Origin of the sequence: Streptomyces sp. NPDC091209 (assembly GCF_044757755.1) — a bacterium.
Taxonomy (GTDB): Bacteria; Actinomycetota; Actinomycetes; order Streptomycetales; family Streptomycetaceae; genus Streptomyces.
Genome location: NZ_JBIVVR010000017.1, coordinates 1 through 26,846 on the forward strand (window position 1 = coordinate 1; position 26,846 = coordinate 26,846).

The following is a 26,846-nucleotide window of genomic DNA, read 5'->3' on the forward strand; positions in this document are numbered from 1 at the left end:
CCAACGTCGCCCGGACACGGTTCACTTCATGTGCGTCCACACACCCAACATGCTCTTGATCAGCACTGATAGGAAGACCTAACGGAGTCCTACTAGTGCTGTGACCGCGAAGGTTCACCGGGTTGGGTCGTTTCGATGGCTTCCTATACCAGTACAGTCGGCGCACTACAGAAGCAGAGGAGCCCCGGTGCGCAAAAGAGACAGCAACGCTGATGGCCACGGCCAGCGGGCCGTGGCCATCAGGTGGATACAGATCGTGCTGTTCGGAGTCGTTGTCCTGCTGGTCGGATTCCGTATCTGGGAGCGAGAGCACAGCGGTGGTTCGAACTCGATCGAGTTCGGGCTGATGGCCGCATTGGCACTGTCCATTGGCGTACTGGAACGCTATCGGGCAAACGCCGCCAAACAGTCTTGGTGACTCACCTTCCAGCCGGATCAGGCCGCCGCTGACAGGGGCCGACCACCCCAGCGGATGCCTTTCTCGCTGCGGATGCGGGCGCGTTCACGTCGTTCGGCGGCCAGGACGTCGCGGTGGCGGGCATTGGCGTTGCGCCAGCGCAGGTAGGCGTGCAAGGCCCGGGTCACCCTTTCGGGGGTGCCCATCGGAGGGAGTGGTGGGGGTGGGCCGCGAAGGGCTTTGGTGCATACCAAACAGCCCGCGGGATCCTCCGTCAAGAGAACTAGACCAACTGAGTTCATTCGGGTCGGCCCGGGTCAACTCCGCGTGGGTGGAAGGCCGTAGCGGCTGCACACCCTTGCCGGGCCGCCCGGTGCCGGCACCTCACCGGTCCGCGCCGGCCGAAACGCCGGGCCCCCGTGCCGCCCGACATGATCGCCTGCCTCGGGGTAGTGGCCTGCACCGCCTGATCCCCGCACTGAGCGGGTCTGCGGGACGGCTCGGATCTCGCCATGCGGCAGGGTTCGCGCCTGCCGGAGGGGAGACGCCGGCCGAGTTGGAGCACCCGGTGCGCTGGTTGCCCGTACCAGGCACGCACCTGCGACGGTAGCTCGTGCCGCGACCCCGCCGCGAGCGCACGGTCGCTCGGAGTGAACGGGGCCCCGAAGTTGCCCAGTTGTCCTTCCAGCACTCGGAGACCGAGCTCCGTTCGGTGGTATCGGGCACGCCGCCGCTGGATTCGCGGCTCGACGGCCTTGCCCTCGCGCTCGGGTTCCACGCCGTCGACCTCTATGTGATCGCCGACGTCCCGGCCCCGGAAGCCCTCACCCCCCGGGACCGGGAAGCCGGGTTCGCCATCGCGGACCTTGTCCGGATCGCGATGGCACCGCCGTCGGACCGGAGAGCCCACGGCCACGGCTTGTCGATCGGCTACCGCTGGAACTCCAACGCACGGGGCCGGCCTGCGTCCTCGACGGCACGGGCTCGTGTCGAACGGCTGGCCGAGTTCGGCCGCAGGGTCCGCCAGGGGCGCGGAGCCGCTCGCCGGTCCCGCCCGCGGCGCTCGGGGCCCGGGGTGGTGGCGCCGAACGTGCCCGTCTGTGAACTTCGCGCTCAGAAAGTCTTGCTGGCCTCGTTGACATGCCACAAGCGCACGCGTTTCACTCGACACTCGTGGATGGCAACGTTGTCAGGCCGCGGGAGCGACCGGAACTGCTGCCTGTCGCCGGCGTTCCGGCTTTCTCCGGCGCGCCGCCACCTGATGTGCGAAGCACGAACTGCTGCGGAGGCAAACGATGGTGAGACCCCGACGCTCAGCTGTGCCACGTGACCGAAAGAGACTCCGTCAACGCCTCGCCGTGATCTGCGTCTTGGGCATGACCGCCCTTCCGCTTCCGGCGATCGGGAGCGCCCATGCCGCGAGCACCCCGACGCCGGCCTTAGTGACGGACCCCGCCTCCCTCGTCAACCCCCTCATCGGCACCTCCGGTGCGGTGGACACCTTCCCCGGCCCCGACATGCCGGCCGGCATGGTGCAGTGGGGTCCCGACACGACGCCCAACCGTGCTGAGGGCGGCGGCTACGAGTACAACGACAACAAGATCTCCGGCTTCAGCCTCACCCACCTTTCGGGACCCGGCTGCCCGGTCGCGGGCGACCTGCCCGTCCTGCCGGTGACCGGCGCGCTGTCGGGCAACCTCGGCAGCGCGTCTGTCGGCTTCAGCCACGACGACGAGCAGGCCGGCATCGGGCACTACAAGGTCACCGACGCGAACGGGGTCAAGACCCAGTTGACCGACACCACCCGCGCCGGGCTGGGCACCTTCACCTTTCCCGCGGGCCAGCAGGCGAACCTGCTGTTCAAGCTGAGCGGGGGCGCCACGCAGGTGGACGGAACCCGCGTCCAGGTGGTGAACAGCAAGGAGATCAGCGGCGCGATCGACAGCGGTCACTTCTGCGGCGCGAGCAACAGGTACACGCTGCACTTCGACATCAAGTTCGACCAGCCGTTCACCGCGAGCGGTACCTGGGTCGGCGGCACCGTCAACCCCGATGCGACGTCGCTGAAGGCGGGCAAGGTCCAACAGACCCTTCAGGCGCCCAAGTCCGCGCCGCTGAAGGAGAAGCACTTCACGGTCCCGGCGAAGCCGGCCCCGACGATCCACGGGAGCGGTGACAAGGCCTCCGGCACGCCGTCCCCGTCATCGAGCGCCGGCGCGGCACCCCGGTCGCCCGCCGCGGGCAAGACCGCCCAGCCTCCCACGACCGGCGCGAACGGCATGTACCTGACCTTCGACACCTCCTCGAACCCCACGGTGAGCGCAAAGGTCGGCATCTCGTATACGAGTGACGCAGGTGCGGCGGACAACCTCACCACCGAGATCAGGAACTGGAACGTCGACGCCGTCGAGCAGGCCAACCATGACGCCTGGAACGCGGTGCTGAACAAGATCCAGGTGGGCGGCGGGTCCTCCGACCAGCAGGTGCAGTTCTACACGGCGCTCTACCACGCGCTGCTGCACCCGAACGTCTTCTCGGACGACAACGGCCAGTACATGGGTATGGACAACCAGGTCCACAAGCTGGCCAAGGGGCAGAAGGCCCAGTACGCCAACTACTCCGGCTGGGACACCTACCGCTCCCAGACCCAGTTGATGGCGATGGCCGAACCCAAGGTCGCGGGTGACGTCGTCACCTCGATGCTCAACGGCTACGACCAGACGGGCCTGCTGCCCAAGTGGGCCTCGAACAACGGCGAGAGCTACGTGATGGTCGGTGACCCGGCCGCCGGCATCATCGCCGACGCGTACGCCTTCGGCGCGAAGGGCTTCGACACGGACAAGGCGCTGGCCGCCCTGCAACACGAGGCCACCGTCCCGAACAACGACCGCCCCGGCGAGTCGGTGCGGGACGCGAAGGGCTACCTCCCGCTGGACGAGAACGACTACGGCTGCTGCAATTTCTACGGCCCGGTCTCCACGCAGTTGGAGTACGACTCCGCCGACTACGCCATCGCCGCCTTCGCGAAGTCGCTGGGCGAGACGGCCGTCCACGAGAAGTTCGCCACCCGCGCCCAGGACTGGATGAACGTCTTCAACCCGCAGACCGGCTACATGCAGGGCAAGAACAAGGACGGGCAGTTCGCGGGCGGTTTCACCGCTGGCACCTCCAACGGCTTCGTGGAGGGCACGTCTGCCCAGTACACGCCGATGGTCCCGTTCAATCTGCAACAGCTCATCCAGGCGCGCGGCGGTGACAAGGCGTACTCGTCCTACCTGGACAGTCTGCTCGACAACATCACGGACCCCGGCAACACCAATGCCGACCTGAGCAACGAGCCCAGCGTGGAGATCCCTTGGGAGTACGACTACACGGGCCAGCCGTGGAAGACTCAGGCGGCCGTCCGCGAGGCCCAGCAGCACCTGTACTTCAACGCTCCGGTCGGCTCGTTCGGCAACGACGACCTCGGCGCGATGAGCTCCTGGTACGTCTGGTCCGAGCTCGGCATGTACCCGGAGACCCCGGGCACGGACACACTGGCGCTCGGCAGCCCGGCGTTCCCGGTGGCCAAGGTGACCTTCGCAGGCGGCAAGACGGTGCGGATCAACGCGCCGCAGGCCGCGCCCGACGCGCCGTACGTGCAGTCGCTCGACGTCAAGGGCAAAGAGTGGAAGACCTCCTGGCTGACCTACCAGAAGTTCCAGGGCGCGGGCACCATCGACTTCACGCTCGGCACCCAGCCCAACACGTCCTGGGCGTCCGACCCGTCGGCGGCGCCGCCGTCGGACACCACGGGCGGCGGCCGGGTGCTGGCCGCGACCGGTCCCTCAAGCGACGGTCTGGTGCTCCAGCCGGGCACGACCGGTGACGGCACACTCGACCTGACCAACCTCGGCAGCGAGGCCGTCACGGTCGACTGGAAGGCGACAGTGCCCTCCGGCGTCACGCTGGACACGGCGTCCGGCTCGCTGACGCTGCCCGCTTCGGGCAGCGCCGAGGCGAAGGTCCATGTGACGGCGGGCGCGAACGAGGGGACGTTCCCGGTCACCTTCGCACTGACCGACCACGGCACCGGTGCGGCGCTGACCGGGGCGACCCTCCGCGTGGCCGTGGCCAAGGCCGGGGCGCTGTGGCCGTACGACACCAATGAGGGCATCTACCCCGACGGCGCCGGCTTCTCGGGCGGCTTCGACAGCGGCGGCTGGGCCTTCTCTCAGAACGCGCTGGCGGCGGCGGGCATCACGAGTGGCTCCACCTTCACGGTCGACGGCATCTCCTACACCTGGCCGACGGTGACCTCCGGTCAGCTGGACAACCTGGAGATGGCCGGCCAGACCATCTCGATGCCAGCCGGCACGTCGGGTGGGTCGCTGGGTCTGCTGGGCACGGCGACCAACGCGCCGAGCAGCGGGGTCTCGGGCACGGTGACCGTCACCTACACCGACGGCACCACCTCCCAGGCGACGGTCGGCTTCTCGGACTGGACACTCAACGCCGGGTCGAGCAAGCCGCTTCCGGGTGACACGACGGCCGCCGCGACGGCCTACCGGAACACCGGGAGTGGGGGCCGGGACAGCGTGAAGACCTACGTCTTCGCCACGAAGGTCCCGCTGGATTCGTCCAAGCAGGTGGCGTCGGTCACGCTGCCGGTGACGGGCTCGACGGGCACCGACCACCTGTTCTCGTACGGCTTCGGCCAGTAAAAGGCACTGCAGGCACTGACGAAAAGGGGCGGTTCCCGGGCTCACGCCCGGGAACCGGCCCGGCCGGGCGTGCGAGCCCGGACCGGGTCCTGGCGGCCCTCGGCCGACACCCGCCCGCAGAACGCAAACCGCAGCCCACTGGCCGGCGGCATGCCGCCGGGGGAGGAGCAGGGAATCCGATTGCGGGCCCAATCGGTCACAAGATGGTCGTCCGTGGCGGGATGCCGATGTCCTCGCCCACACCCGCCTTGTGATGGAGACGGGTCAACCGATGCAGAAGATGCCGATGTCCGCCCGGAGGGCTGCTGCCGGCGCGTCGGTCGGCCGAGGTCATCGGAGGTGGACCAGGATCCGGCCGGCGTTGGTCGGATCCGTCTCCACGCGGGCGTAGAGCTTCTTGATGTGCTTCTGCGCCAGCACGGCCAGCACCCGCTTCTTCAACTGGCCTGTCCCCTTGCCCGGGATGATCTGGACGATGCCGACCCCGGTGGCGGCGGCCTTGAAAAGGGTCTGCCGCAGAGCCACATCGATGTCGCGATCGTTGCGGAAGATCGGGTGCAGATCCAGGGTGAGCAGGGCCATCGCCTCCGATGCGCACGGTCGCCGGGCGGCGCCGGGTCCCCGTGGGGGCTCGTCGTACGGTCGCAGCGTATGCGATCCCCCCGACCCCCGTCCCACTCCGCGGGTCCCGTGATCCGCGAGAACTCCGGGAACCGGGGCAGCCGCCGTCTTCTCCTGCGTATCCACGTCTCCGTGCTCCCGGCCAAGACCGCGCAGGGCCACGCGCTTCAGGAGACACTCGCGGTGTGTCCAAGGCCGGGCGCATCCTCAAGACCGGCGTGCGCGGGAGCGAGGAGTTCAATGCGGCCCGGAAGACGATGAGCGATGGCATGAAGGCCATGTGGGCGGCGAAGAAGGGCGCGCTGGCGGATGCGAAGGCACTGTCCGGTCAGGCGCTGCCGAAGGCGGACGCGTTGAGGAACCTCGCCGGAGGCGGCCCGGAGGCCGCCTCGCTGAAGGCGTATCTCGGCGGGGCGGCGTCGCGGTTCCCGGAGTCCTCGCGGATCACGGGGGAGATCGCGAAGGGCGTGGGGGCGATTCGGCTCAGTCAGGGCGCGTTCTTCGCGGGGACGGCAGTGGACACGTTCGACAAGGCGTTCGGGATGGTCGGTCCGTACTTCGGAGCCAACAACTTCTGGACGGACGCCAAGAGTTGGGCAACAGTCGAGACCGGACCAACGTGGTGAGGATCGTCAGGATGGCAGGACGAGAAGCCGGTAATACCCAGCGCTCGCCCATCGAGGCCGAGCTTTCGAGGCGTGCGGCGGAGCAGGACATGGCGAGAGGAGGGACAGGGCGCCCCCTGCCACCGCTCATCCGTGAGTATGCGTATGTCCTTCTGACGTGCAGCTTCCTCGGGTTCTGGATATGGGCCGGCGTGTTGGCGCTCGGGCTGTGGCTGCTGGGGGCGGACCACCGCAGCCGAGCCGCCGAGAGCATGCTCCTCGCCGGATGGGTCATCTGCTGGCTCCTGACGCTCCCGGCCACCTTCCTCTGGCACGCACCCGAACTGCTCAAGCGAAAGCCGGGCCCCAGGCCGAAGACGGCCAAGGGCTTCGTCGGCTATCTGCTGCGCAACTCGCGCAAGGGTGTGTTCGACGGCTCCCTGCCGCTCACGCTTGACGCCGACGCGCCGCCGCCGCACTTCTGGCTGGTCGGGGGGCTGTTCACGCTGATCAGCGGGTGCGTGGCCGCGTCCGTGTCCGGCGCGATGGGCGGCGCTTGGGCGATCGCCTATTGGGTGGCCTTCGTGGCCTGCGCCGCCTCCGTCGGCATTCTCGTCCACGGCGCCCTCACCCGCCGAACCGCGCGCGGGCAAGCAGCCCGGAACAAGCCTGAGAAGTCGGGGACCGTACGGTGAGCGCCGCTCAGGAAGCGCCGGCGTCCCCGACGTCGTACGCCCTTGTCCTTCCACCGGGCTGGCGTCAGATCCCGCTCCGCCGCGGCACCGAGCGAGGCCTGAAGCGCGTTCTCGACCATGCCTTCGAGGGCATGCCCCGCGACGAGGTGTTCACCTACCGGCGGGATCTCGAGGCACGGCTGTGGCAGCGCATCGCGGATGCCCGGGAGGCCGACGGGCTCGACCTCTACCTGCCGGTCGAGTTGATGCACGGCATATCCGTTCCCGCCTCGATCCTGGTGTCGGAGACCCGCCTGGCCGAAGCCGATGACTCCGGTGCGGAGGAGAGGGCCCTGCTTCTGGCAGGCTCCGGGGACGGGCGGGAGGTCGTGGACCTCGACGGTGCGCCCGCCGTGCGTACTGAGCGGACCGCAGAGGCCGACCCCGGGCGTGGCGTCGAGTTCCCCTCCCGAAGCGTCGACTACCAGGTGCCGGTACCGGGGCAGGCGTCGCGATGGCTGACCGTCGCCTTCTCGACCGTCGGCGCGGAGGACGTGAATGGTGAGCTGTCCCTGCTGCTCGTCGATCTCTTCGACGCCGTGATGACCACGTTCCGCTGGCGTTCGGCCGGTGACGCCGAGATGTCTCAACCAGTCAAGAACCTCCGGGGTGTCCGATGACCGACTTCCCTTCCAGCATGCCCTCGTTGCTGCCCGAGCCCGGCGACTGGCCGCACGCCTCCTCCGTCTACGGGCTGGAGGTCGGCGATCCGGGACCCGAGTGGGTCGCGTTGCCTGACGGGCTGGTCGGCGTCCTCACCTACTACTGGCGCACCACCACCCGCCCCGCCGACATCCGCCTCGTCGCCTTCACCAACGAACTGGGCCGGCTCTACGGAGCCCTCCCCGATCTCGATGCCTTCGCCCGCGGCATCGTCCTCATCGGTGAGCCGGAACAGTGAGCCGGAACAGTGAGTCGGCGCGGGCGGTCCATCCAGTTCTGCCGCAGGATCCGTGTTTACAACGCGCGCCGAAATTAGGAGCGTTGGCCGGCCTGGCAGGGCAGGACAACGATGGGCCGAGACCGCGGTATGTCGTCCAGCACCGCCGAGGAACGCGTCGAGGAGCGGATCGAGGGGTGCTCGATCCGCTCGGGCCGGGGAACTCTCGCCACCAGTGGGTCGCCGCCCCGGGCGCGGCCGGAACCAGGTCCTGCCGGACGGGCGCGTCGCCGACGAGTGACGAACCGGCCTCGCCGCGCTGCGCGTTGCTGGGGGATACAACGACAAGGATCGAGCAATGACCCGACTGAGCGTCGAGATTCGCCCCTCGTGGATAGCCCGCCTTTTCCATCTGGCCTTCACCCGCCCATTCGTGGACATCGACGGGACCGAATCGCGGGCGCAGTGGGGGACGACGGAAATTCCGGTCGCCCCGGGTGCGCACGAAATGGGCGTGTACTTCCGCTACCGCGGGCAGAAATCCGCCCGCCTGGGTATCGGGAGCGCCGAGTTCACGGTGGACGGTTCGTCGGATCCCTTGGTCGTGAGGGCGGTCCTGGGCGTGCGTAACGGAAGCCCTTTCAAGGTCGACGTCGGCTGACCGCACGGGACGAGGTGGCCGCGCCGCCCCACGCGCGGCCATCCCCGCGCCGCCCCATGCGCGGCCATCCCCGGGTCGCTTCCCATGCGCGGCCATCCCCGGGTCGCTTCCCATGCCGGCCCCGCGTCGGGCCGCACGGTGTCCGCCCGACCTGCCGCGCACGGATTGCCCGCCTAACAGGAAACTCTATTTGCGCGATAAGAGCAGCCTGTCAAATACATAAGCAAATTCCGCGAGTTCACGCCTTTCTGTGTGTGACTCAAGAATGCCCTGTCCATCTGACGGTGCGTTGAGATTTCAGTAAGTTCGTTGATAATGTTGTCAACAATCGCACGGAGGCGGCCGGAGGCCTTTCGTGTGTTTCGGCCCTGCCCGCAACCGCTGACGAGCGGCTCGCGGATGTGAGGCATTGTCCGGTATCCACCCGGACGGAGTCATCTCGAAGCCGGCCCATGGGTGCTTGCCCGTACGGCCGGGACGTCATTCCAGGTTCAAAGGAGTGGTTCGTGAGCAGAGAAAGAACCCGTCGAGTGCGCACGCGACGGACTTGGCGAGGTATAGGCGGCGTCGTCGCCGCAATCGCGCTGGTCGGCGGGGGATTTGCTGTGGCAAATGCCTCGACGGATGTGCGGGCCGGTACATCGGCCGCAGGCGTCAAGCGCCCTGTCGACCAGCATGCCACCGGCGCGAAGGCCGTGGTCAGCGCCGCCAACGCGTTCCTGAACACACTGGACGCCGACCAGCAGGCGGAGGTGCTGCTGGACTTCTCCGAGGCGAACGCGACGGCGTGGTCGAACCTGCCGTGCGGCTCGTCCTGCCGGCCCGGGATTCGGCTCGGTTCCCTGACCGACACTCAACTCGCTGCCGCCATCAAGGTGTTGAAGGTCGCCACGGGCGGCGGCAAGGGCACCGGGTACGACCAGATGACGCAGGTCATCAAGGCTGACGACGTACTCGACGCGGCACAGAACTCCAGCTCCGCCTCCGCGCCGGCGCCTACGGACAGCGCGTCCGGTACGACCTCGGCCGACCCGTCCGCCTCCGCGGACCCGAGCTCGTCGGCCACCGACGCCCCGACGGCCACGGACGCTCCGACCGGCAGCGACGCTCCGACGGGCACCCCGCCGTCCGGCGGTCCTGGCGGCGGTGGCGGTGGCGCGTTCGGCTACGGCAGCGGCGTCTACTTCATGGCGTTCCTGGGCACCCCCTCGGCGGACGGCACCTGGCAGTTGCACTTCGGTGGCCACCACCTCGCCGTGAACATCACCTACCGGGACGGCAAGCCGGTGAGCGGCAGCCCGTTCTTCATCGGCGTCGAGCCCACCACCTGGACCGCGGACGACGGCACCACGTACACGCCCCTGGCCGAGCAGCGAAACGGCCTGCTCGCGCTGACCGGCAGCCTGAACACGGAGCAGTTGACGAAGGCCAAGCTGTCCGAATCGTTCAGTGACGTGCTCCTCGGACCGGGCAAGGACGGCCAGTTCCCGGAGACCAAGGAGGGCATCCCGGTCAGCTCGCTCACGCCCAAGCAGAAGCAGTTGGTCCTGCGGGCGATCCATCCCTGGGTCGCCAACGTGGACGACGCCACCGCGAAGCGGCTCATGAAGACGTACGAACACGAGCTGAACCAGACCTACGTCGGCTACTCCGGCGGCACCGGCCTGGACACCCAGGGCGACTACGTGCGGATCGACGGCCCCGGCCTCTGGATCGAGTTCGTCTGCCAGAGCGGAGTCGTCTTCCGGGGCCAGATCCACTACCACTCCGTGTACCGGGACCACACCCGCGACTACGGAAGCGAGTTCAGCTTCTCATGACCCGACCGCGGAACTGGCTGACCACAGCACTACGCCTGGTGGCCGGGATCGCGATCGCGGCACCGGCGGCGCTCCTGCTCGGGGCGTCGCCGGCCGCCGCGCACCCGATGCCGCACTCGGTGGTCCAGCTCGACGTGTACAAGGCATCGGTCACCGCGCGGCTGGAACTGCCGGTCGACGACTTCTCCCGGGCGAGCGGGATCGACCTGAACAGCGTCGAACCGGCCGCTCTGCCCGCCGACGCGACGGCCATCCGTGCCTACCTCGGCCGGCACATCCGCCCGGTCACCCTCCAGGGGAAAACGTGGCGGGTCGCCATCGGCGCGCTGAGTCTGAGCCGCGCCGAGCAGACCTCCACCGGCCCCTACCGCGAGCTGGTCGCCAAGGCGGTGCTCACGCCTCCGCCCGGCGGTGACGTGCGGCACTTCACCCTGAACTACGACGTGATCGTCCACCAGGTCGTCACCCACGTGGCGCTGGTCTCCGTACGACAGGACTGGGCCGCCGGTCGGGTCGGCGGCGGAGGCGCCACCCAGGTCGGCACCGTCAGCCTCGACATCCGGCACATGAAGGTCCCGCCCCTGACCGTCGACCTCGGGAACGGCAGCACCTGGCGCGGCTTCCTGGCCATGACCGAACTCGGCGGCGAGCACATCCTCACCGGTGCCGACCACCTGTTGTTCCTGCTCATCCTGCTCCTGCCCGCACCGCTGCGGGCCACCGGGCGACGCTGGCACGGTCTGGTCGGCGCCCGCGCCGCCCTCGGACGCATAGGCCGCGTCACGATCGCCTTCACCGTCGGCCATTCCGTCGCTCTGGCCGCCACCGCCCTCGGTCGCCTGGAGATCCCCGGCCGACCGGTCGAGGCGTTCATCGCCGTCAGCATCCTCGTCGGCGCCGTCCACGCGATCCGCCCTCTGTTCCCGGGCCGGGAAGCGGTGGTCGCGGGCGTCTTCGGCCTCGGCCACGGCATGGCGTTCTCCTTCGTGCTCGCCGAGATGCATCTGTCCACCGGACAACTCGTGTTCAGCCTCTTCGGCTTCAACCTGGGCATCGAACTGGTCCAGTTGCTGCTGGTCTGCCTGGCGCTGCCCGCGCTGCTGGTGACGGCGCGGCTGAGGGTGCAGCCCGCGCTCCGGGTGGGCGGGGCGCTGCTCACCGCCACGGCGGCCGTCGGCTGGCTGGCCGACCGGCTCGGCCTGCCCAACCCGGTCGCCCGGACGGCCGACAGCGCCGGATCCCACACCACACTGATGCTGGCCGCCCTCGCGCTGTCGGCGGTGGCCTGCATCGGCTGGGCACTGTCCACCCGGTGGCGCTCGGAAGTCGAACAGGGTGGTGGTGTCTTCCTCGGGCTATGGCCACGGTCGCGGCCGGAGGCGGAGGCCGCACCTGGAGCGGCTCTTCCACCCAGCCCGCGCGAGAGAGCCGGTCGGGTTCTGGGGGCAGCCGATCAGGGACCGGTCGAACAGGCGGAGATGACGGGCGGCTGACTGCGCCGCGGTCCGGATCACCGGTGCCTGCTCCGATGTGACGGTCGACGTCGAGGAGTGTTGCGCCGGCACGGCCGTCGGGGACCGGCCGGACGCGGCAACTTTGGGGTTTCGGACCGCGATTCGGCGACGGCGACGGGCCGGTGCCGGACCCGGCCACGCGTCAGGCGGTCAGCACGCCTGCCGCGAGCCGATCGCTCACGTCCCCCACCACCCCCGTGCCGAGGGAGCCCGCCCGGGTCAGAGGCGTCTCGAAGCCCCTGAGCCCTGGGCGGCGGAAGATTTCGGCGTACACGGCCTGCTCCTCCAGGGGGAGTTGGAGTACCTGAAGGCGCCGGATGTCGACCCTGGCCGAACTGGAGGCGTGGGTGCCCGCCTGGCGTCGGTTGACGGGTGCGCGCAGACAGCCTGCGAGGAACGGCGTCGACCCCTCGCCGCTGGAGAACCAGGTGCTCAGGACGAGCGCTGCCGAGCTTCGGGCCCAACTGCATGGAATGGCGACGGCGTTGGCGGCGACGAAGCTCAAGTATGGGTGATTCGAGCGTGCCGAGACAGGCTCACCACATGCGAAGCCCCGTGAACCGGCGGGCAGGACTGTCCGCGACCGATGACCTGAGTGAGTGTTCGGTCCCCGACCCGTGGTCGTGTGGATCCTCGCCCGCCCCCGGTCGACTCGTCGAAGAAGTGGCGGACCCGCATCACAGAATCGACGTACCCACCCGTACAGCCGGGGTTGGCCCGAGACTTGGCCGTACATCGATGCCCAAAAGGCGCTCGCCATCCGAGAGGACCAGAAACCCCCATGAGCAAGGCCGATGACGCCAAGAACCTGATCCAGCAGGCTCTCGACAAGGCGTTGGTCGCCCAGCAGCCGCTGGCGATGAAGAACGTCGAACGCCTGCGGCGAGTCCACCCCGACGACACTCCACAGGAGTTGATCCGCCGGTTGGACCGGTAGGTATCGCCGAGCGAGCGCGCCGTCTGTTCGGGGACGAGGAGGAACGCGGCGAGAAAGGCTGAGTGGGCGCCGATCGTCAGCCGTGTGCCCAGCCGGGCCGCAGCCCCGACCGGGAAGAGCCGCTTTCCGTCCCGGACCGTGTCGGTCTGCTGGTCGCCGTGGAGCAGACCGGCGGCGGACGGATCGGTCGTCGACACGACGGCCCGCGTGCGAAGCCCGTCGTGCCTGGTCGTCGGTGCCCGCGCGACGGCGTCCCGTAGCCGCGCATCTCGCACCGCGTTCTGACGGGAGTTGATGTGGCGGGAACCCGAACCCGAGGGTGCCCGCCACATCAGTGCCGTGGGTGGATCAGATGGGTCAGTTGGAGAACCAGGGGTTGCCGCCGCCCAGCGACCACACCGAGACCTTGGTGACGCCGAGGCCCTTGAGGACCGCGAGCTTGCGGTCCATGGCGACGCTGTCGACGTAGTCGTACAGGACGCCGCCGGAGGTCCAGCGGATCTCGCCGGACGAGGCGTCCCGGCGGCTCTCTATGGTCGCCGGGTTGCTGGAGAAGCCGGGGCTCTTCTTCATGTCGCTGAACTGGATGTTGCCCGTCACGGAGTTGAGGTCGCACGGGTCGGGCGCGCTGTAGCCGTAGGAGGGCACGCCGATGATCAGGCGGTTGGAGTCGGGGATCTTGCCCTGCGCGTACTGGGTGACCTTCTTCAGCCAGTCGTAGGGGCTGATGGGCAGGCAACGGGCGCCGTCGGCGGTGTCGAACTCCTCGTCGTAGGCCATGATCACCACGTCGTCGGCGCCGGTGGCGGCCACGGCCGCGTAGTCGTAGAACGAGGCGTCCTCGGTCATCGCCGGTGCGTCGACCTGGAGGCGCTTGCCCTTGGCGTGCAGGGCAGTGGCCAACTGCTTGAGAAACGTCTTGTAGTTGGTGAAGTCGGCCGAGCTCCAGGACCAGTAGTCCTCCAGGTCGACGTCGACGCCGCTGAGCCCGGCGTCGCTGACGAGGGAGGTGACCTTGGTGACGGCCGCCGTACGGGTGCTGTTGCTGCTGACCAGGGCGTGGACGTCGGCGGTGGTCATGCCGGAGAGCGTCGGGTACTGGTACGTCGAGTGTGCCTTGAGGTCGGCGACGTTGGCCGCGCTGTAGCTGTTGCAGCTGCCGTCGGCGGTGGTCTCCAGTTTCACCGAGCCGTTGCTCTGGACCGACCAGTACTCGGGGTTGAGGGCGCCGTTCTTCACCCTGTTGTCGGCGTACTCGCTCTTGGCGGTGCAGGTGGAGTTGCCGGTCGACCCGGGGTAGAGCCAGGTCTGGAGCTGGACGCCCGAGGTGCCGGAGGCGGCGGTGGTCGCGGAGCCTGAGGCGGTGGTGTCGGCCGGGACCGAGGCCGTACAGGCGAGCAGCGTGGTGACCGTGGAGGCCACGACGCCGGTCACGGTGAGTGCGTAGCGGAACATGATCGGTCCTTTCTGGTGGGGAGAGGCGTGCCTTTCGGGTGGGGAGGGCGTGCGGGATCGCCGCGTCGGCCCGAGAGTCGGCGCGGTGAACTGGTGCGCTGAGGTGGCTAGTTGCTCCAGTAGGGGTCGAAGACCAGGGTGTCGGCGCCGGGGACGGTGGTGGCCGCCGACCAGGAGCCGTCGACGACGCGTCCGCCGTCCGGCCGGGCGGCCAACGACAGCCTGGTGAAGATGCGGTAGCGGTCTCCTCGGTAGACGGAGCGGGTGAATTCGACGATCCGCCCCGCCGCGTCCCTGGCCGCCCGTTCGAAGAGCAGGGCGGGAGTGTGCACGGAGACGCCGAGGAGTTCCGCCTCCCACTCGTCGACCACGGTCGGCTCGATGCTCTGCGTGGCGTCGCTCAGCAGGATCTCGTAGCGCCGGCCCAGCAGTCGGTAGAAGGAGTCGGTCTCCAGGTCGCGGGCGGTCAGCCCGGGGACCAGCGCGTGCGGCACGTGGAGGGTCTCCACACACATCGGGTCGCCGTCCACCGTCCGCAGCCGGGTGATCCGCAGGATCTGCTCGCTGGGCGCGATGCCCAGCCTGCGGCCGATCCGGGGTCCGGCGGCGACGGTCTTGAAGTCCAGGGTGCGGCTGGCCCAGGTGCCGTCCACGCCGCCGACGCCCAGGCCCGGTGCCTGCCCGGGGGCGCTGCCGCTGAGGTGCTGGGCGACCTTGGCGCGGGCGACGAAGACACCGCGCCCGTGCTCCCGCACCAGCAGACCGTCACGGACGAAGTCGTCGACCACCGCGCGCAGGGTGGGGCGCGAGACCCCGAGTTCCTCGCACAGCTGCCGCTCGCCCGGGAGGGGGCGGCCCGGCCCGGTCTCCTCGACCAGGTCGAGGAGGCGGGTGCGGATGCGTTCCCGCTTCTCCCAACGGCTCTCACCGCTGACCATTCCTACCAACTTTCTTTACCAGTGGTTCAATTTGAGCTGGCGCAACGTAACACTTTGATGGCTTTACTCGCGCGGCTTCGTGCAACGGACGCGCTTGACACTGACCAAATGGTGCCCCAGCATGTGCCCACTGGTCAATAAGTGGTAAGCGAATTCGCCGGAGGTTCCATGTCCGAGTCCCGTGGCGGACCCGTCACCCGTACCGCCCGCCGTACCGTCGCCGCGTCGCTGCTGGCGGTGACGGCGCTGCTGGCCGCAGCATGCACCACCGGCGGCGCCACGTCGAAGGCGGACACCGGCGCCGACGACACCACTCCGGTCACCATCACCTTCTGGCACGGTCTCAGCTCCCCGCACGAGATCGCCTCGGTCGACGCGGTGCTGGCCAAGTTCCGCAAGAAATACCCGTACATCACCGTCAAGGCCGTGGCCGCCCAGACCGACGACAAGGTCAACCAGGCCATCCGCGGCGGCACCGCCCCCGACGTCGCGTCCTCGTTCAACGCCGCGAACGTCGGCGGCTGGTGTTCCAGCGGGGCCTTCCAGGACCTCACCCCGGACATCAAGGCCGACCACGTGGACATGAGCCAGATCCCGAAGGCCGTCCAGTCGTACACCGTCTTCGGCGGCAAGCGCTGCACCATGCCGTGGCTCGCCGACACCTTCGGCCTGTACTACAACCCGGCGAACTCCGGGTCCTCACCCGGGTGGTGCTGCCGATGATGCGTCCGGCGCTCGTCGCGGTCGGCCTCTTCTCCTTCTTCAACGCCTGGAACGACTACTACGGCCCGCTCATCTATACCGGCGAGACGCCCGCACACTGGACCCTGGCCCTGGGCCTGGCGACCTTCAAGACCTCCCATGCGGTGCAGTGGAACCTCACCATGGCGGCGACCCTCATCGCGATGGCGCCGGTGATCATCGTCTTCCTTTTCGCACAAAAGGCCTTCGTCGAGGGCGTCACGCTGACAGGAGTCAAAGGTTGAAGATCACCGTTGTCGGCGGCGGATCCACGTACACCCCCGAACTGGTCGACGGATTCGCCCGGTTGGGCCTCCCCGTCAGCGAGATCGCCCTGGTCGACCCCGACCCGGAGCGGCTGGACGTCATCGCCCCGTTCGCCCGCCGCATCCTGGCCCGCCAGGGCAGCCCCGCGAAAATCACCACCACCGCCGACCCGGACGCCGGCATCGACGGGACCGATGCCGTGCTGTTCCAGCTCCGCATCGGCGGCCAGGCCGCCCGGCACATCGACGAGACCTTCCCGCACGAGTGCGGCTGCATCGGCCAGGAGACGACCGGCGCCGGGGGATTGGCCAAGGCCCTGCGCACCGTCCCGGTCGTCCTCGACCTCGCCGAACGGGTCGCCAAGCGCGCCCCGAACGCCTGGATCGTCGACTTCACCAATCCCGTCGGCATCGTCACCCGCGCCCTCCTCGACGCCGGCCACAAGGCAGTTGGGCTCTGCAACGTCGCCATCGGCTTCCAACGCACCTTCGCCGACTGGCTCGGCGTCGACCACGAGCGCGTCGTCCTCGACCACGTCGGCCTCAACCACCTGACCTGGGAACGGGCGGTGCGGCTCGACGGCGTGGACGTCCTGCCGCGCATCTTCGACGAACACGGTCAGGCCCTCGCGGACCGGCTGCGCATGCCGCTGGACGTGGTCCGCAGACTGGGCGTCGTCCCCTCCTACTACCTGCGCTACTACTACGCCCACGACGAGGTTCTGCGCGAGCAGCTCAGTGAACCCTCCCGCGCCGAACAAGTCGCGCGCATGGAGAGCGACTTGCTCAAGATGTACGCCGACCCGGCCCTGACGGAGAAGCCCGCCCTGCTGGACAGGCGCGGCGGCGCCTACTACTCCGAGGCCGCCGTCCAGTTGGTGCACGCCCTCACCGCCGGCACGGGCGACATCCGCGTCGCCAACGTCCGCAACAACGGCACCCTGCCCTTCCTCCCCGACGACGCCGTCATCGAGGTCCCGTCCCGCATCGACGCCCAGGGCGCAACTCCTCTGCCCGTCAAGGCCGTAGAACCACTCTTCGCCGGACTCATCGCCCATGTGACGGCCTACGAGGAACTGGCCCTGGAAGCAGCCCTGCACGGCGGTGTCGACCGGGTCGCGACGGCGCTGCTGGCGCATCCGCTCATCGGACAGGTCAAGGTCGCCGAGGAGTTGGCGGCGAAGCTGGTCGCCGCCAACCGCGCACACCTGTGGTGGGCCTGATGACCACAGGTCTGCTTCTGGCCGTCGACGGCGGCAACTCCAAGACGGACGTTGCCGTGTTGAGGAAGGACGGCACGATCCTGGGCCGCGCAAGGGGCGGTGGCTTCCGCCCGCAGGCGGTCGGTGTCGACGCGGCGATGGACGTATTGGCCGCGTTGCGCGCCGAGGCGATGGCGTCGGCGGGTGTGGCGGACGACGTCGAGGCGGACGGCATCACGGCCTTCCTCGCCGGGGCCGATCTGCCGTACGAGATCAAGGCGTTGCGCGAGGCCGTCGGTGCCCGCCGCTGGGCGGTCACCCAACGCGTCGACAACGACTCCTACGCCGTCCTGCGCGCCGGCGCCAGCCGCCCCTGGGGTGTCGGAGTGGTCTGCGGCACCGGCATCAACTGCGTCGGCGTCGCCCCCGACGGCCGCACCACCGGCTTCGCCGCGCTCGGCCGGATCTCCGGGGACTGGGGCGGCGGCATCGATGTGGGCACGTCGGCGCTGTGGCACGCGGCGCGGGCGGAGGACGGCCGCGGCCCGCGAACGGCTCTTCGAAAGGCGGTGATTGACCACTTCGCCCTCCCCACGATCGCCGACGTCACCGCGGCCCTGCACAACGGCGACCTCCCCGCCATCCGTCTCAGCGAACTCTGCCCGGCGGTCTTCGCGGCCCGTGACGAGGGCGACGAGATCGCCACCGAACTGATCGAGCGCCTCGCGTCGGAGATAGCGAGAATGGCCCTGACGGTCCTGTGCCGCCTCCAACTCGCTGTCGCCCCGGACCCCGAAGTGGTCCTGGGCGGAAGCGTGTTGGCCGCCGGCCACGCGGCGCTTCTCGACGACGTCGAACACCGCCTCAGGGCAGCGGTCCCGAGCGTCCGTCCGGTGGTGTGCACGGACCCGCCGCTGCTCGGCGCGGCCCTGGCCGCTCTGGACCTGCACCCGGGACGGGAACCCGGGGCCGAGACGCGGTTGCGCGCCGGGTTCCGGGGGAGTGGCGGGCAGTGATCCCGCATGACCGGACGGGGCCCGGTACCGCGAGGGTGCCGGGGTCCGTCCGGTGGTGTGCGCGGATGCGCTGCTGTTGCTCCGGACCCGCGGCCGCGACCGGGTCCGGGTCCGGCGGCCGACAGCCGGCTGCGGGCAGGGTTCCGGGGACTGGTGGCTCGTGGTCCGACACGACCGCGCCGCGCAGGGCGTCGCCTCACCGTCGCGGCACCGGCCGCCCTCCACCCGACACCGGACCCAGCGGCCGGAGCCGGGCTCCGCGTCTGGTCCCTGACGAGCGGCGGCCCCTGCTCCGCTACGACCGTCCACGCTCCGCACCGAACTACGCCCGCTCCCCGAGCCGCATCGCATACCCCGCGTGATGCAACTCCTCGCCCCTGAACTTGCCGAAGGTCCGGAAGCCGAGGTCGTCCAGGTGGTCGATGCGGTCGCCGTCGATCCAGTAGCGGCCCTCGTAGGCGTGCGGGCGGCCACCCGGCGTCTCGTCGTAGCGGCCGTCGGCGGTCAACTCCTGGTGCAGGAAGTCGTTCTGGTCGATCCGGACCAGAGGATCGGCTTGCCGGCTCCACGCCCTCGTCGTGCAGGACCGCGCGCGCCACGTCGTGCTCGCCCGCTCCCTGAGCCGTTTCGCGCCTGGTTCCAGCTCGCGGCGCTCGCCGCAGGCTGCCCGGATCCGGCCGAGACCAGGGGGACGCCGAGGCCGCGGACGAGTGTGTGTGACGGGCGCCCCCGGTGTCGCCGGGCAGCAGGGCGGCCACTCCTCCGGCCAGGCAGCGCTCCTCACGCGAACATGTCGCCCGCCGTACCCGCCGCCCCTGACGGTACTGCTCGGGGCTGATCCAGCCGGGGGTGCCGGTCATGATCCCGGTGTGGGTGACGCTGGTGCCGTCAGCAGCGTGTGCGATGCCGAAGTCCAGCATGCGGGGTCCGGCAGGTGTGAGCAGGACGTTCTGCGGTTTCACGGCACGGTGGACCACTCCGACGGAGTGAATGGCGGCCAGCTCCTGTGCGGTGGCCGTCGCGAAGGCGTACAGGCTTTCCGCCGTGAGCGGTCCGTGAGCGAGGACGTGCTGATTCAGGGTCGGTCCGGGAACGTAGGCGGTGGCCGGCCACGGGGTCTGCGCGTCCCGCGTCGACGAGGTCCAGCAGATGGAGTGCCAGGGGGCAGTGGGTCTGGCCGCCCAGGACGCGAGGCGTTCCAGCACCGTACGGAGTCACCACACCGCCGCACAAGCAGAACTCAGGCTCGGGGATCGATCTCCCGCAGCCTACCGACCGTCGGACCGGCCGTACGTCCTGATCGACGTCCCAGAAGTCCCCTCGGGATTCGTCCCCGGTCTTCACTGGTGCTCTCCGAGTAAAAGCTGCATACTGTATGCAATTCCCGTGGGAGGTCGTTCCCGAGGAGGGGTCACCCCGTGTCCTACCGCTCTTCTCTCTCCGTGGTCCTGGCCGAAGTCGTCGCGCCCGCCGCCGAAGTGACCGCCGGGGAAGGCCGGTTCCCCCGTGCCGCCGTGACCGCGCTCGGCCGCGCCGGGCTGCTCGGGCTCACCGTCTCCGCGGACTCCGGTGGTGGCGGTCTCGGGCTGTCGGAGGCCGCCGAGGTGGTCGCGCGGACCGCGCGCGTCTGCCCGGCGACCGCCATCGTGCTCATGTCCCACTTCGCCGCGGTGGCCGCAGTCGAATCCCGCGGCGGTTCCTGGGTACGGGGCGAGGTCGCCGCCGGTCGACACCTCGCCGGTCTCGCCCTTTTCGAGGGCGGAACCGGCGAGCAAGGGGCGGAGGTCCCGTACGGAACGTCGTGCTCGGCCGCGAACCGCTTCGCCGACGTGGTCGCCCTGCGGGGCCGCAAGCGGCAGGTGGTCGCGGCGGGCGAGGCCGACAGCTACCTCTGGTCCTCCCGGCCGCTCGCCGGGGCGGACGGCCTGACGCTGTGGGTGGTTCCGGCGCAGGCTCCGGACCTGTTCGTCCCCGCGAGACCCGGCGGGGGAGGGCCCGGCGGCGGCGCGACGTCCACCCTGTGCGCGGATCCGGTGCTGGTCCCCGCGGACGTGATGCTCGGACGCGACGGCGGAGGACTCGACATCCTGGAGGGCACGGTGCGGCCGTGGCTGCTGGAACTGAGGGCCGCCCTCGGCGATGACGTCATCTGGCCCGGCGCCGATGTCATTGTCCCTGGCCCTGATGTCAGCGGGCGCGGCGCTGACGTCCTCGAACCCGGGGGTGACGCCCGCCGGACCGGCGTCGGGGCCCTCGCCCTCGGCTCTGCCCGCCGTCCCGCGGACGCCCTCACCTCGAACTGAACCCGGCCCGGCCCACGACGTGATCCGGCGGACAACGTGATGAGCCCTGCGCGAGGGCCTGTTCGGTCAGTCCTGGTTCGCTCCGGCGGCGAGTTGCCTGCGGTAGAAGCCGGTGGTGCGCTCGGTGTGCTTGCGCATGACCTCGCCGGCGCGGTCCGCGTCGCCCTTGGCGATGGCACGGATGAGCTGGGCGTGCTCGTTCCAGGCCTCCTTGCCGCGGGGCCGGGCGATCGGTGTGTAGTACCAGCGCACCTTCTGGCTCACGCCCGCGATCAGTTCCGCCAGTACGGCGTTGTCGGCGATGGAGGTGATGAAGGTGTGCAGGGCGGTGTTGGCCGCGACCAGCCGCTCGACATCGCTCGCGGCGAGAGCGTCGACGCCCTCCTGGTGCAACCCCCAGAGCCGTTCGATGTCCTCGGGCTTGGCGTGCTGGGCGGCCAGTTGGGCCGAGTAGGTCTCAAGGACCGCACGAACTCCGAGGAGTTGGGCGGCCTCCTCCTCGGTGGGGGAGTGGACGAAGGCGCCCTGGGCGGGGCGCAGATCGACCCACCCGTCGGTCTGGAGCCGTTGCAGCGCTTCGCGTACGGGCTGGCGGCTGACCCCGAGGTGTTCGGCGAGTTCGGCCTCGACGAGGTGCTGGCCGGGTTTGAGGGAGCCGTTGACGATCAGCTCGGTCAGGGCGTCGTACACGGCCTGCCGCAGCGGTGCCGGGCGGGTGACGCGCCGGGACGCGGCGGCGGTGAGTGCCTCACGCATGGGAGCCCCGTTCTGCCACCGCGCCCGCGGGGCCGACGGCTCTGCCAAGTGGTGGCCGCCGAGAGAGTCGCCGACGGCTGCGTCAGCATACAGGTTTTGGTATGCAGGATGGCGGGCCGTTGCGGAGGTGGATCCGGGCCGGCCGGGGCGCCGACCCGTCTCCCCGTGTCGGCCTTCGGGCAGGTCCCGGGCGTGCGCGGCCCGGACGCCGGCTTGGCCGTCCGTGTTCCCGCGCGGCCAAGTCGCGCTCCCGCGACCGGAATCGAGCTCGATTGAGGTCTGTATACAGAAGCCTGTATGGGGTAGTCTCTCAGTCTCCCGCAAGCATCGCCGGGGACCCGCGTGACGGAAGGCGGAGCGATCATGACGACCAGCGCGAGTGACGTGACGGTCGAGAGCGTGGTCCGGAGGGCGGCCGCCGGCCATCGCGGTCAACGCGGTGCGCTGTTGCCCGTACTGCACGCCGTACAGGCCGAGTTGGGCCATGTTCCGCAAGAGGCGATTCCGGTACTCGCCGATGAGTTCAACCTCTCCCGGGCGGACGTCCACGGAGTGGTGACCTTCTACCACGACTTCCGCCGCGAACCCGCCGGCCGCACCACCGTACGCATCTGCCGCGCCGAGGCCTGCCAGGCGCTCGGCGCCGACGGCCTGGTGGCCTACGCCCGCGAGGCCGGACTGGCACTGGGCGAGACGACCGCGGACGGTGCCGTGACCGTCGAGCAGGTCTTCTGCCTCGGCAACTGCGCCCTCGGCCCCTCGGTGGAGGTGAACGGCCGGCTGCACGGACGGGTCGGCCCGGCCCGGCTGGGCTCGATAATCGAAGGGGCGGTCTCCTCATGAACGACACCGGGTATCCCGCGGCGACGGTCTACGTCCCCCGCGACTCGGCGGCCCGGTCCGTCGGCGCGGACCAGGTCGCGCAGGTCCTTCAACAGGCCGCCGCACGAGGCGACTTCGCCATCGACGTCGTACGCAACGGATCACGCGGCATGCTCTGGCTGGAACCCCTCGTCGAGGTCGTGACCCCGCACGGCCGCGTCGGGTACGGTCCCGTGGCCCCGTCCGACGTCGAGGACCTGCTCGCGTCCGGCATGCTCGACGGCGCCGAGCATCCCCTGCGGCTCGGCGTCGTGGACGAACTCCCGTGGCTGGCGCGGCAGAACCGGGTCACCTTCGCCCGGGTCGGCGTCACCGACCCGCTGTCCACGGACGACTACACGGCACACGGCGGCCTCGTGGGGCTGCGCGCCGCTCTGGAGCGCGCGCCCGCCGACGTGGTCGCCGAGGTCACCGCGTCCGGACTGCGCGGCAGGGGCGGCGCGGGATTCCCGGCGGGCATCAAGTGGAAGACCGTGCTCGACTGCGCGGACGGGCTCAAGTTCGTGTGCTGCAACGCCGACGAGGGGGACAGCGGCACTTTCGCCGACCGGATGGTCATGGAGGGCGACCCGTTCCTGCTGATCGAAGGCATGACCATCGCCGCGCACGCGGTCGGCGCGAGCGAGGGCTACCTCTACATCCGCTCGGAGTATCCGGACGCGGTGGCCACCATGCGGGCCGCGATCGGCATCGCGCGTGAGCACGGCTGGCTCGGCAAAGGCATTCTCGGCTCCGCGCTCGACTTGGACCTGCACGTCCGTGTCGGGGGTGGCGCGTACATCTGCGGCGAGGAGACCTCCATGCTGGAGAGCCTGGAGGGCAGACGCGGCACGGTGCGCGCCAAGCCCCCGATCCCCGCGATCGAGGGGCTGTTCGGCAGACCGACCGTGGTGAACAACGTCCTCACCCTCGCGACGGTCCCCGTCGTGCTCGCGTCCGGCGCGCGGGCCTACGAGGAACTCGGCGTCGAACGCTCGCGCGGCACCCAGGTCTTCCAGCTCGGCGGGAACATCGCCCGCGGCGGCATCGTCGAGACCGCGTTCGGCGTCACCCTGCGCGAACTGGTCGAGGACTACGGCGGCGGTACGTTCTCCGGGCGCCCGGTGCGCACGGTGCAGGTCGGCGGGCCGCTCGGCGCCTATCTGCCGACATCGATGTTCGACCTGCCGATGGACTACGAGGCCTTCGCGGCGGCCGGGGCGATGGTCGGCCACGGTGGCGTCGTGGTCTTCGACGACACCGTCGACATGGCCGCCCAGGCACGCTTCGCGATGGAGTTCTGCGCCGCGGAGTCCTGCGGCAAGTGCACTCCGTGCAGGATCGGTTCGGTACGTGGTGTCGAGGTCATCGACAAGATCGTGGCCGGCCGGCACCGGGACGAGAACCTGGCGCTCCTCGATGATCTGTGCGACCTGATGACCGACGGTTCGCTGTGCGCGATGGGCGGGCTGACACCGATGCCCGTACGCAGCGCCCTCACCCATTTTCCCGACGATTTCCTCGGCGGCCGTCGCAGCCTGGAGATCCAGCCCGTACAGGCGACCGGCGCGAGGACGGAGGGCACGGCATGACCCTGCTCAAGGAACCCGACTTCGGAACCCCCGAACGCCCCGGCGAGGCCACGGTGTCGGTGGAGGTCGACGGACTGCCGGTGACCGTCCCCGAGGGCACCTCCGTGCTGCGCGCCGCCGCGGAGGCCGGCATCGACATACCCAAGCTGTGCGCCACCGACAGCCTTGAGCCGTTCGGCTCCTGCCGGCTGTGCGTCGTGGAGATCGACGGCAGGCGGGGCACCCCCGCGTCCTGCACCACGCCGGTGGCGGACGGGATGACGGTACGCACCCAGACACCGAAGGTGGAGAAGCTCCGTCAGGGCGTCATGGAGCTGTACATCTCCGACCACCCGCTCGACTGTCTGACGTGCCCGGCCAACGGCGACTGCGAACTGCAGGACATGGCGGGCGTGGTGGGGCTGAGGCAGGTGCGGTACGGCTACGAGGGCGAGAACCACCTCGACGCCGAGAAGGACACGTCCAACCCGTACTTCGACTTCGACCCCTCCAAGTGCATCGCCTGCTCCCGCTGCGTGCGGGCCTGCGGCGAGGTGCAGGGCACGTTCGCGCTGACCATCGAGGGGCGCGGCTTCGACTCCAAGGTCTCGCCCGGCGCCGCCGAGACGTTCATGGACTCCGAGTGCGTCTCCTGCGGGGCCTGCGTCCAGGCCTGCCCGACCTCCACCCTCCAGGAGAAGTCGGTGGTCGAACTCGGCATGCCGACCCGCTCGGTGGTCACCACCTGCGCCTACTGCGGGGTCGGCTGCTCCTTCAAGGCCGAGCTGCGCGGCGACGAACTCGTCCGGATGGTGCCGTACAAGGACGGCGGCGCGAACGAGGGCCACTCCTGTGTGAAGGGCCGCTTCGCCTTCGGCTACGCCACCCACCCCGACCGGGTGCTGCGGCCCATGGTCCGCGACAGGATCACCGATCCTTGGCGCGAGGTCGAGTGGGAGGAGGCGATCGGCACCGTCGCCCGGCGGATGCGGGACATCCAGAGCCGGTACGGGCCGAGTTCGATCGGCGCGATCTCCTCGTCGCGGTGCACCAACGAAGAGGTCTACGTCGTCCAGAAGATGGTGCGCGCCGCGTTCGGCAACAACAACGTGGACACCTGCGCCCGCGTCTGCCACTCCCCGACGGGATACGGACTCAAGCAGACCTTCGGCGAGTCGGCCGGCACCCAGGACTTCCGTTCCGTGGCGGAGGCCGACGTCATCATGGTGATCGGCGCCAACCCCACCGACGGGCACCCGGTGTTCGCCTCCCGGATGAAGCGGCGCCTGCGCGAGGGCGCGGAGCTGATCGTCGTCGACCCGCGCCGCATCGATCTGGTGCGCTCCCCGCACATCGAGGCCGCGCACCACCTCCAGCTCAGGCCCAGCACCAACGTCGCCGTCGTCAACGCCATGGCCCATGTCGTCGTCACCGAGGGCCTGGTCGACCGTTCCTTCGTGGACCGCAGATGCGAAGGGTTCGACGAGTGGGCCCGGTTCATCGCCCGGCCCGAGAACAGTCCTGAGGCCACCGAGGGGATCAGTGGTATCCCCGCCGCTCAACTGCGGGCCGCCGCGCGGCTGTACGCGACCGCACCGAACGGGGCCATCTACTACGGCCTCGGCGTCACCGAACACAGCCAGGGCTCGACCATGGTCATGGGAATGGCCAACCTGGCCATGGCGTGCGGCAACATCGGCCGCGACGGTGTCGGGGTCAACCCGCTGCGCGGGCAGAACAACGTGCAGGGCTCCTGCGACATGGGCTCCTTCCCGCACGAACTGCCCGGCTACCGCCATGTCTCCGACGACGCCGTCCGCGAGGTGTTCGAGAACCTGTGGGGCGGCACACTCCTCGCCGAACCGGGACTGCGCATCCCCAACATGTTCGACGCGGCGATCGACGGCACCTTCCGGGGCCTGTTCGTGCACGGTGAGGACATCGCCCAGTCCGACCCGAACCTCCAGCACGTCACCGCCGCGCTCGAAGCCATGGAACTCGTCGTCGTGCAGGACCTGTTCCTCAACGAGACCGCCAAGTTCGCGCATGTCTTCCTGCCCGGCGCCTCCTTCCTGGAGAAGGACGGCACGTTCACCAACGCGGAGCGCCGGATCAATCGGGTGCGGGCGGTGATGAAGCCGAAGACGGGCAAGCACGAGTGGCAGATCGTGTGCGAGATCGCCACCGCCATGGGCTACCCGATGGCGTACGGCCATCCGAGCCGGATCATGGAGGAGATCGCCTCCGTCACCCCGACGTTCACCGGCGTGTCCTTCGACCTGCTCGACAAGCTGGGCAGCGTGCAGTGGCCGTGCAACGCCTCGGCGCCCGAAGGGACACCGGTGATGCACGTGGACGAATTCGTGCGCGGCAAGGGCAGGTTCGTCGTCACCGCGTATGTGCCGACCAATGAGCGCAGTACCCGGCGCTTCCCGCTGGTGCTCACCACCGGGCGCATCCTCAGCCAGTACAACGTCGGCGCGCAGACCCGGCGCACCGGCAACGTCGCCTGGCATCCCGAGGACATCCTGGAACTGCACCCGCACGACGCCGAGGTGCGGGGCATCACCGACGGCGCGCTCGTGACGCTGGCCAGCCGGGTCGGGCGGACGACCCTGCGGGCGGAGATCTCCGACCGGATGCCGGCCGGTGTCGTCTACACCACGTTCCACCATCCCGTGACCGGTGCCAACGTGGTGACCACCGAGAACTCGGACTGGGCGACCAACTGTCCCGAGTACAAGGTGACCGCCGTACAGGTGGGGCTCGCCCATCCGCTGGGACACGGCGACCGGACGCCGGAGCCCGCAGAGGACGAGTCCCCGGAGCGGGCCGCGGACGACGTCCTCACGGCGGTGGACTGAG

23 protein-coding genes and 3 pseudogenes are annotated in these 26,846 nt (G+C 69.7%); 18 read left to right on the plus strand and 8 right to left on the minus strand.

Annotated elements, in window-relative coordinates; translation table 11 throughout:
* Window positions 1-187 precede the first annotated feature (187 nt).
* Entirely contained in the window at window positions 188-418 is a 231-nt protein-coding gene (locus ACIQRL_RS35425; protein WP_401339352.1) for a hypothetical protein, read from the plus strand.
* Between the two features lie 17 nt (window positions 419-435).
* Here the strand turns inward: ACIQRL_RS35425 and ACIQRL_RS35430 are convergent.
* Window positions 436-582, minus strand: a pseudogene (locus ACIQRL_RS35430) (IS630 family transposase); the annotation flags it as partial.
* A gap of 1,257 nt (window positions 583-1,839) precedes the next feature.
* Here ACIQRL_RS35430 and ACIQRL_RS35435 point away from each other — a divergent pair.
* On the plus strand, window positions 1,840-5,100 hold the full coding sequence (locus ACIQRL_RS35435; protein WP_401339354.1) for a lectin: 3,261 nt from the start codon (window positions 1,840-1,842) through the stop codon (window positions 5,098-5,100).
* A 330-nt stretch (window positions 5,101-5,430) separates the two neighbouring features.
* Here ACIQRL_RS35435 and ACIQRL_RS35440 read toward each other — a convergent pair whose 3' ends face one another.
* Window positions 5,431-5,682: a Smr/MutS family protein gene (locus tag ACIQRL_RS35440; protein ID WP_401339355.1), complete on the minus strand. Its 252-nt coding sequence runs from the start codon at window positions 5,680-5,682 to the stop codon at window positions 5,431-5,433.
* Between the two features lie 224 nt (window positions 5,683-5,906).
* Between ACIQRL_RS35440 and ACIQRL_RS35445 the strand changes: the two genes are divergently transcribed.
* The 7 genes from ACIQRL_RS35445 (at window position 5,907) to ACIQRL_RS35475 (ending at window position 11,914) form a co-directional block, all read left to right on the plus strand.
* A complete protein-coding gene (locus tag ACIQRL_RS35445) occupies window positions 5,907-6,347 on the plus strand; it encodes a hypothetical protein (protein ID WP_401339357.1) in 441 nt (146 codons plus the stop codon).
* 191 nt (window positions 6,348-6,538) lie between these two features.
* A complete protein-coding gene (locus tag ACIQRL_RS35450) occupies window positions 6,539-7,021 on the plus strand; it encodes a hypothetical protein (protein ID WP_401339360.1) in 483 nt (160 codons plus the stop codon).
* Window positions 7,018-7,680 carry a hypothetical protein gene (locus ACIQRL_RS35455; protein WP_401339362.1) on the plus strand — a complete coding sequence of 221 codons (663 nt, stop codon included), beginning with the start codon at window positions 7,018-7,020 and terminating at the stop codon, window positions 7,678-7,680. Before ACIQRL_RS35450 ends, ACIQRL_RS35455 begins: the two co-directional genes overlap by 4 nt.
* Window positions 7,677-7,961, plus strand: coding sequence for a hypothetical protein (locus ACIQRL_RS35460; RefSeq protein ID WP_401339364.1), 285 nt, complete (start codon window positions 7,677-7,679; stop codon window positions 7,959-7,961). The genes ACIQRL_RS35455 and ACIQRL_RS35460 overlap by 4 nt, the downstream gene beginning before the upstream one ends.
* Window positions 7,962-8,298: 337 nt before the next feature.
* Window positions 8,299-8,601, plus strand: coding sequence for a hypothetical protein (locus ACIQRL_RS35465; protein WP_401339366.1), 303 nt, complete (start codon window positions 8,299-8,301; stop codon window positions 8,599-8,601).
* A gap of 605 nt (window positions 8,602-9,206) precedes the next feature.
* The gene (locus ACIQRL_RS35470; protein WP_401339367.1) at window positions 9,207-10,421 is read left to right on the plus strand and encodes a DUF3500 domain-containing protein; all 1,215 of its coding nucleotides are present in this window, start codon (window positions 9,207-9,209) and stop codon (window positions 10,419-10,421) included.
* Complete coding sequence (locus ACIQRL_RS35475; protein WP_401339369.1) at window positions 10,418-11,914, plus strand: HupE/UreJ family protein; 1,497 nt, start codon at window positions 10,418-10,420, stop codon at window positions 11,912-11,914. The genes ACIQRL_RS35470 and ACIQRL_RS35475 overlap by 4 nt, the downstream gene beginning before the upstream one ends.
* A gap of 163 nt (window positions 11,915-12,077) precedes the next feature.
* On the opposite strand, the gene ACIQRL_RS35480 is transcribed toward ACIQRL_RS35475, so the two are convergent.
* Window positions 12,078-12,440 carry a hypothetical protein gene (locus ACIQRL_RS35480; protein ID WP_401339371.1) on the minus strand — a complete coding sequence of 121 codons (363 nt, stop codon included), beginning with the start codon at window positions 12,438-12,440 and terminating at the stop codon, window positions 12,078-12,080.
* Window positions 12,441-12,716: 276 nt separating this feature from the next.
* Here ACIQRL_RS35480 and ACIQRL_RS35485 point away from each other — a divergent pair, with 276 nt between their 5' ends.
* On the plus strand, window positions 12,717-12,872 hold the full coding sequence (locus tag ACIQRL_RS35485; RefSeq protein ID WP_401339373.1) for a hypothetical protein: 156 nt from the start codon (window positions 12,717-12,719) through the stop codon (window positions 12,870-12,872).
* A gap of 357 nt (window positions 12,873-13,229) precedes the next feature.
* Here the strand turns inward: ACIQRL_RS35485 and ACIQRL_RS35490 are convergent, their stop codons facing one another.
* Both ACIQRL_RS35490 and ACIQRL_RS35495 read right to left on the minus strand, forming a co-directional pair.
* Window positions 13,230-14,327 carry a glycosyl hydrolase family 18 protein gene (locus ACIQRL_RS35490; RefSeq protein WP_401339374.1) on the minus strand — a complete coding sequence of 366 codons (1,098 nt, stop codon included), beginning with the start codon at window positions 14,325-14,327 and terminating at the stop codon, window positions 13,230-13,232.
* Between the two features lie 107 nt (window positions 14,328-14,434).
* Entirely contained in the window at window positions 14,435-15,265 is an 831-nt protein-coding gene (locus ACIQRL_RS35495) for a GntR family transcriptional regulator (protein ID WP_401339376.1), read from the minus strand.
* A gap of 168 nt (window positions 15,266-15,433) precedes the next feature.
* Here ACIQRL_RS35495 and ACIQRL_RS35500 point away from each other — a divergent pair, with 168 nt between their 5' ends.
* The 4 genes and pseudogenes from ACIQRL_RS35500 to ACIQRL_RS35515 all read left to right on the plus strand — a co-directional run bounded on the left by ACIQRL_RS35500 (window position 15,434) and on the right by ACIQRL_RS35515 (window position 18,490).
* Entirely contained in the window at window positions 15,434-15,988 is a 555-nt protein-coding gene (locus tag ACIQRL_RS35500; protein ID WP_401339379.1) for an extracellular solute-binding protein, read from the plus strand.
* Window positions 15,949-16,251: pseudogene (locus tag ACIQRL_RS35505) on the plus strand (carbohydrate ABC transporter permease); the annotation flags it as partial. The gene ACIQRL_RS35500 and the pseudogene ACIQRL_RS35505, both read left to right, overlap by 40 nt.
* On the plus strand, window positions 16,248-17,495 hold the full coding sequence (locus ACIQRL_RS35510; protein ID WP_401339382.1) for a 6-phospho-beta-glucosidase: 1,248 nt from the start codon (window positions 16,248-16,250) through the stop codon (window positions 17,493-17,495). The pseudogene ACIQRL_RS35505 and the gene ACIQRL_RS35510, both read left to right, overlap by 4 nt.
* Window positions 17,495-18,490, plus strand: a complete 996-nt coding sequence (locus tag ACIQRL_RS35515) for an N-acetylglucosamine kinase (RefSeq protein ID WP_401339384.1) — start codon at window positions 17,495-17,497, stop codon at window positions 18,488-18,490. Before ACIQRL_RS35510 ends, ACIQRL_RS35515 begins: the two co-directional genes overlap by 1 nt.
* Window positions 18,491-18,812: 322 nt before the next feature.
* Here the strand turns inward: ACIQRL_RS35515 and ACIQRL_RS35520 are convergent, their stop codons facing one another.
* Window positions 18,813-18,998, minus strand: coding sequence for an Atu4866 domain-containing protein (locus ACIQRL_RS35520; RefSeq protein ID WP_401339386.1), 186 nt, complete (start codon window positions 18,996-18,998; stop codon window positions 18,813-18,815).
* A 364-nt stretch (window positions 18,999-19,362) separates the two neighbouring features.
* Window positions 19,363-19,695, minus strand: a pseudogene (locus ACIQRL_RS35525) (serine/threonine protein kinase); the annotation flags it as partial.
* Between the two features lie 213 nt (window positions 19,696-19,908).
* Here ACIQRL_RS35525 and ACIQRL_RS35530 point away from each other — a divergent pair.
* Window positions 19,909-20,793: an acyl-CoA dehydrogenase family protein gene (locus ACIQRL_RS35530; RefSeq protein WP_401339388.1), complete on the plus strand. Its 885-nt coding sequence runs from the start codon at window positions 19,909-19,911 to the stop codon at window positions 20,791-20,793.
* A gap of 66 nt (window positions 20,794-20,859) precedes the next feature.
* On the opposite strand, the gene ACIQRL_RS35535 is transcribed toward ACIQRL_RS35530, so the two are convergent.
* Window positions 20,860-21,549, minus strand: a complete 690-nt coding sequence (locus ACIQRL_RS35535; protein ID WP_401339389.1) for a GntR family transcriptional regulator — start codon at window positions 21,547-21,549, stop codon at window positions 20,860-20,862.
* Between the two features lie 363 nt (window positions 21,550-21,912).
* Between ACIQRL_RS35535 and ACIQRL_RS35540 the strand changes: the two genes are divergently transcribed.
* The 3 genes from ACIQRL_RS35540 to fdhF are packed head-to-tail and all read left to right on the plus strand — an operon-like array spanning window position 21,913 to window position 26,845.
* The gene (locus tag ACIQRL_RS35540) at window positions 21,913-22,392 is read left to right on the plus strand and encodes an NAD(P)H-dependent oxidoreductase subunit E (RefSeq protein ID WP_401339390.1); all 480 of its coding nucleotides are present in this window, start codon (window positions 21,913-21,915) and stop codon (window positions 22,390-22,392) included.
* Complete coding sequence (locus ACIQRL_RS35545) at window positions 22,389-24,002, plus strand: formate dehydrogenase beta subunit (protein WP_401339393.1); 1,614 nt, start codon at window positions 22,389-22,391, stop codon at window positions 24,000-24,002. The genes ACIQRL_RS35540 and ACIQRL_RS35545 overlap by 4 nt, the downstream gene beginning before the upstream one ends.
* Complete coding sequence (gene fdhF, locus ACIQRL_RS35550) at window positions 23,999-26,845, plus strand: formate dehydrogenase subunit alpha (protein WP_401339395.1); 2,847 nt, start codon at window positions 23,999-24,001, stop codon at window positions 26,843-26,845. The genes ACIQRL_RS35545 and fdhF overlap by 4 nt, the downstream gene beginning before the upstream one ends.
* The last annotated feature ends 1 nt before the right edge of the window (window position 26,846 follow it).

Bases quoted from the DNA above. Each gene is read 5' to 3' on its own strand.
- ACIQRL_RS35475 (WP_401339369.1), top strand. From the start codon at position 10,418: ATGACCCGACCGCGGAACTGGCTGACCACAGCACTACGCCTGGTGGCC.
- ACIQRL_RS35545 (WP_401339393.1), top strand. From the start codon at position 22,389: ATGAACGACACCGGGTATCCCGCGGCGACGGTCTACGTCCCCCGCGAC.
- ACIQRL_RS35485 (WP_401339373.1), top strand. From the start codon at position 12,717: ATGAGCAAGGCCGATGACGCCAAGAACCTGATCCAGCAGGCTCTCGAC.
- ACIQRL_RS35535 (WP_401339389.1), bottom strand. From the start codon at position 21,549: ATGCGTGAGGCACTCACCGCCGCCGCGTCCCGGCGCGTCACCCGCCCG.
- ACIQRL_RS35465 (WP_401339366.1), top strand. From the start codon at position 8,299: ATGACCCGACTGAGCGTCGAGATTCGCCCCTCGTGGATAGCCCGCCTT.
- ACIQRL_RS35460 (WP_401339364.1), top strand. From the start codon at position 7,677: ATGACCGACTTCCCTTCCAGCATGCCCTCGTTGCTGCCCGAGCCCGGC.
- ACIQRL_RS35500 (WP_401339379.1), top strand. From the start codon at position 15,434: ATGTCCGAGTCCCGTGGCGGACCCGTCACCCGTACCGCCCGCCGTACC.
- ACIQRL_RS35540 (WP_401339390.1), top strand. From the start codon at position 21,913: ATGACGACCAGCGCGAGTGACGTGACGGTCGAGAGCGTGGTCCGGAGG.
- ACIQRL_RS35515 (WP_401339384.1), top strand. From the start codon at position 17,495: ATGACCACAGGTCTGCTTCTGGCCGTCGACGGCGGCAACTCCAAGACG.
- fdhF (WP_401339395.1), top strand. From the start codon at position 23,999: ATGACCCTGCTCAAGGAACCCGACTTCGGAACCCCCGAACGCCCCGGC.
- ACIQRL_RS35490 (WP_401339374.1), bottom strand. From the start codon at position 14,327: ATGTTCCGCTACGCACTCACCGTGACCGGCGTCGTGGCCTCCACGGTC.
- ACIQRL_RS35495 (WP_401339376.1), bottom strand. From the start codon at position 15,265: ATGGTCAGCGGTGAGAGCCGTTGGGAGAAGCGGGAACGCATCCGCACC.
- ACIQRL_RS35440 (WP_401339355.1), bottom strand. From the start codon at position 5,682: ATGGCCCTGCTCACCCTGGATCTGCACCCGATCTTCCGCAACGATCGC.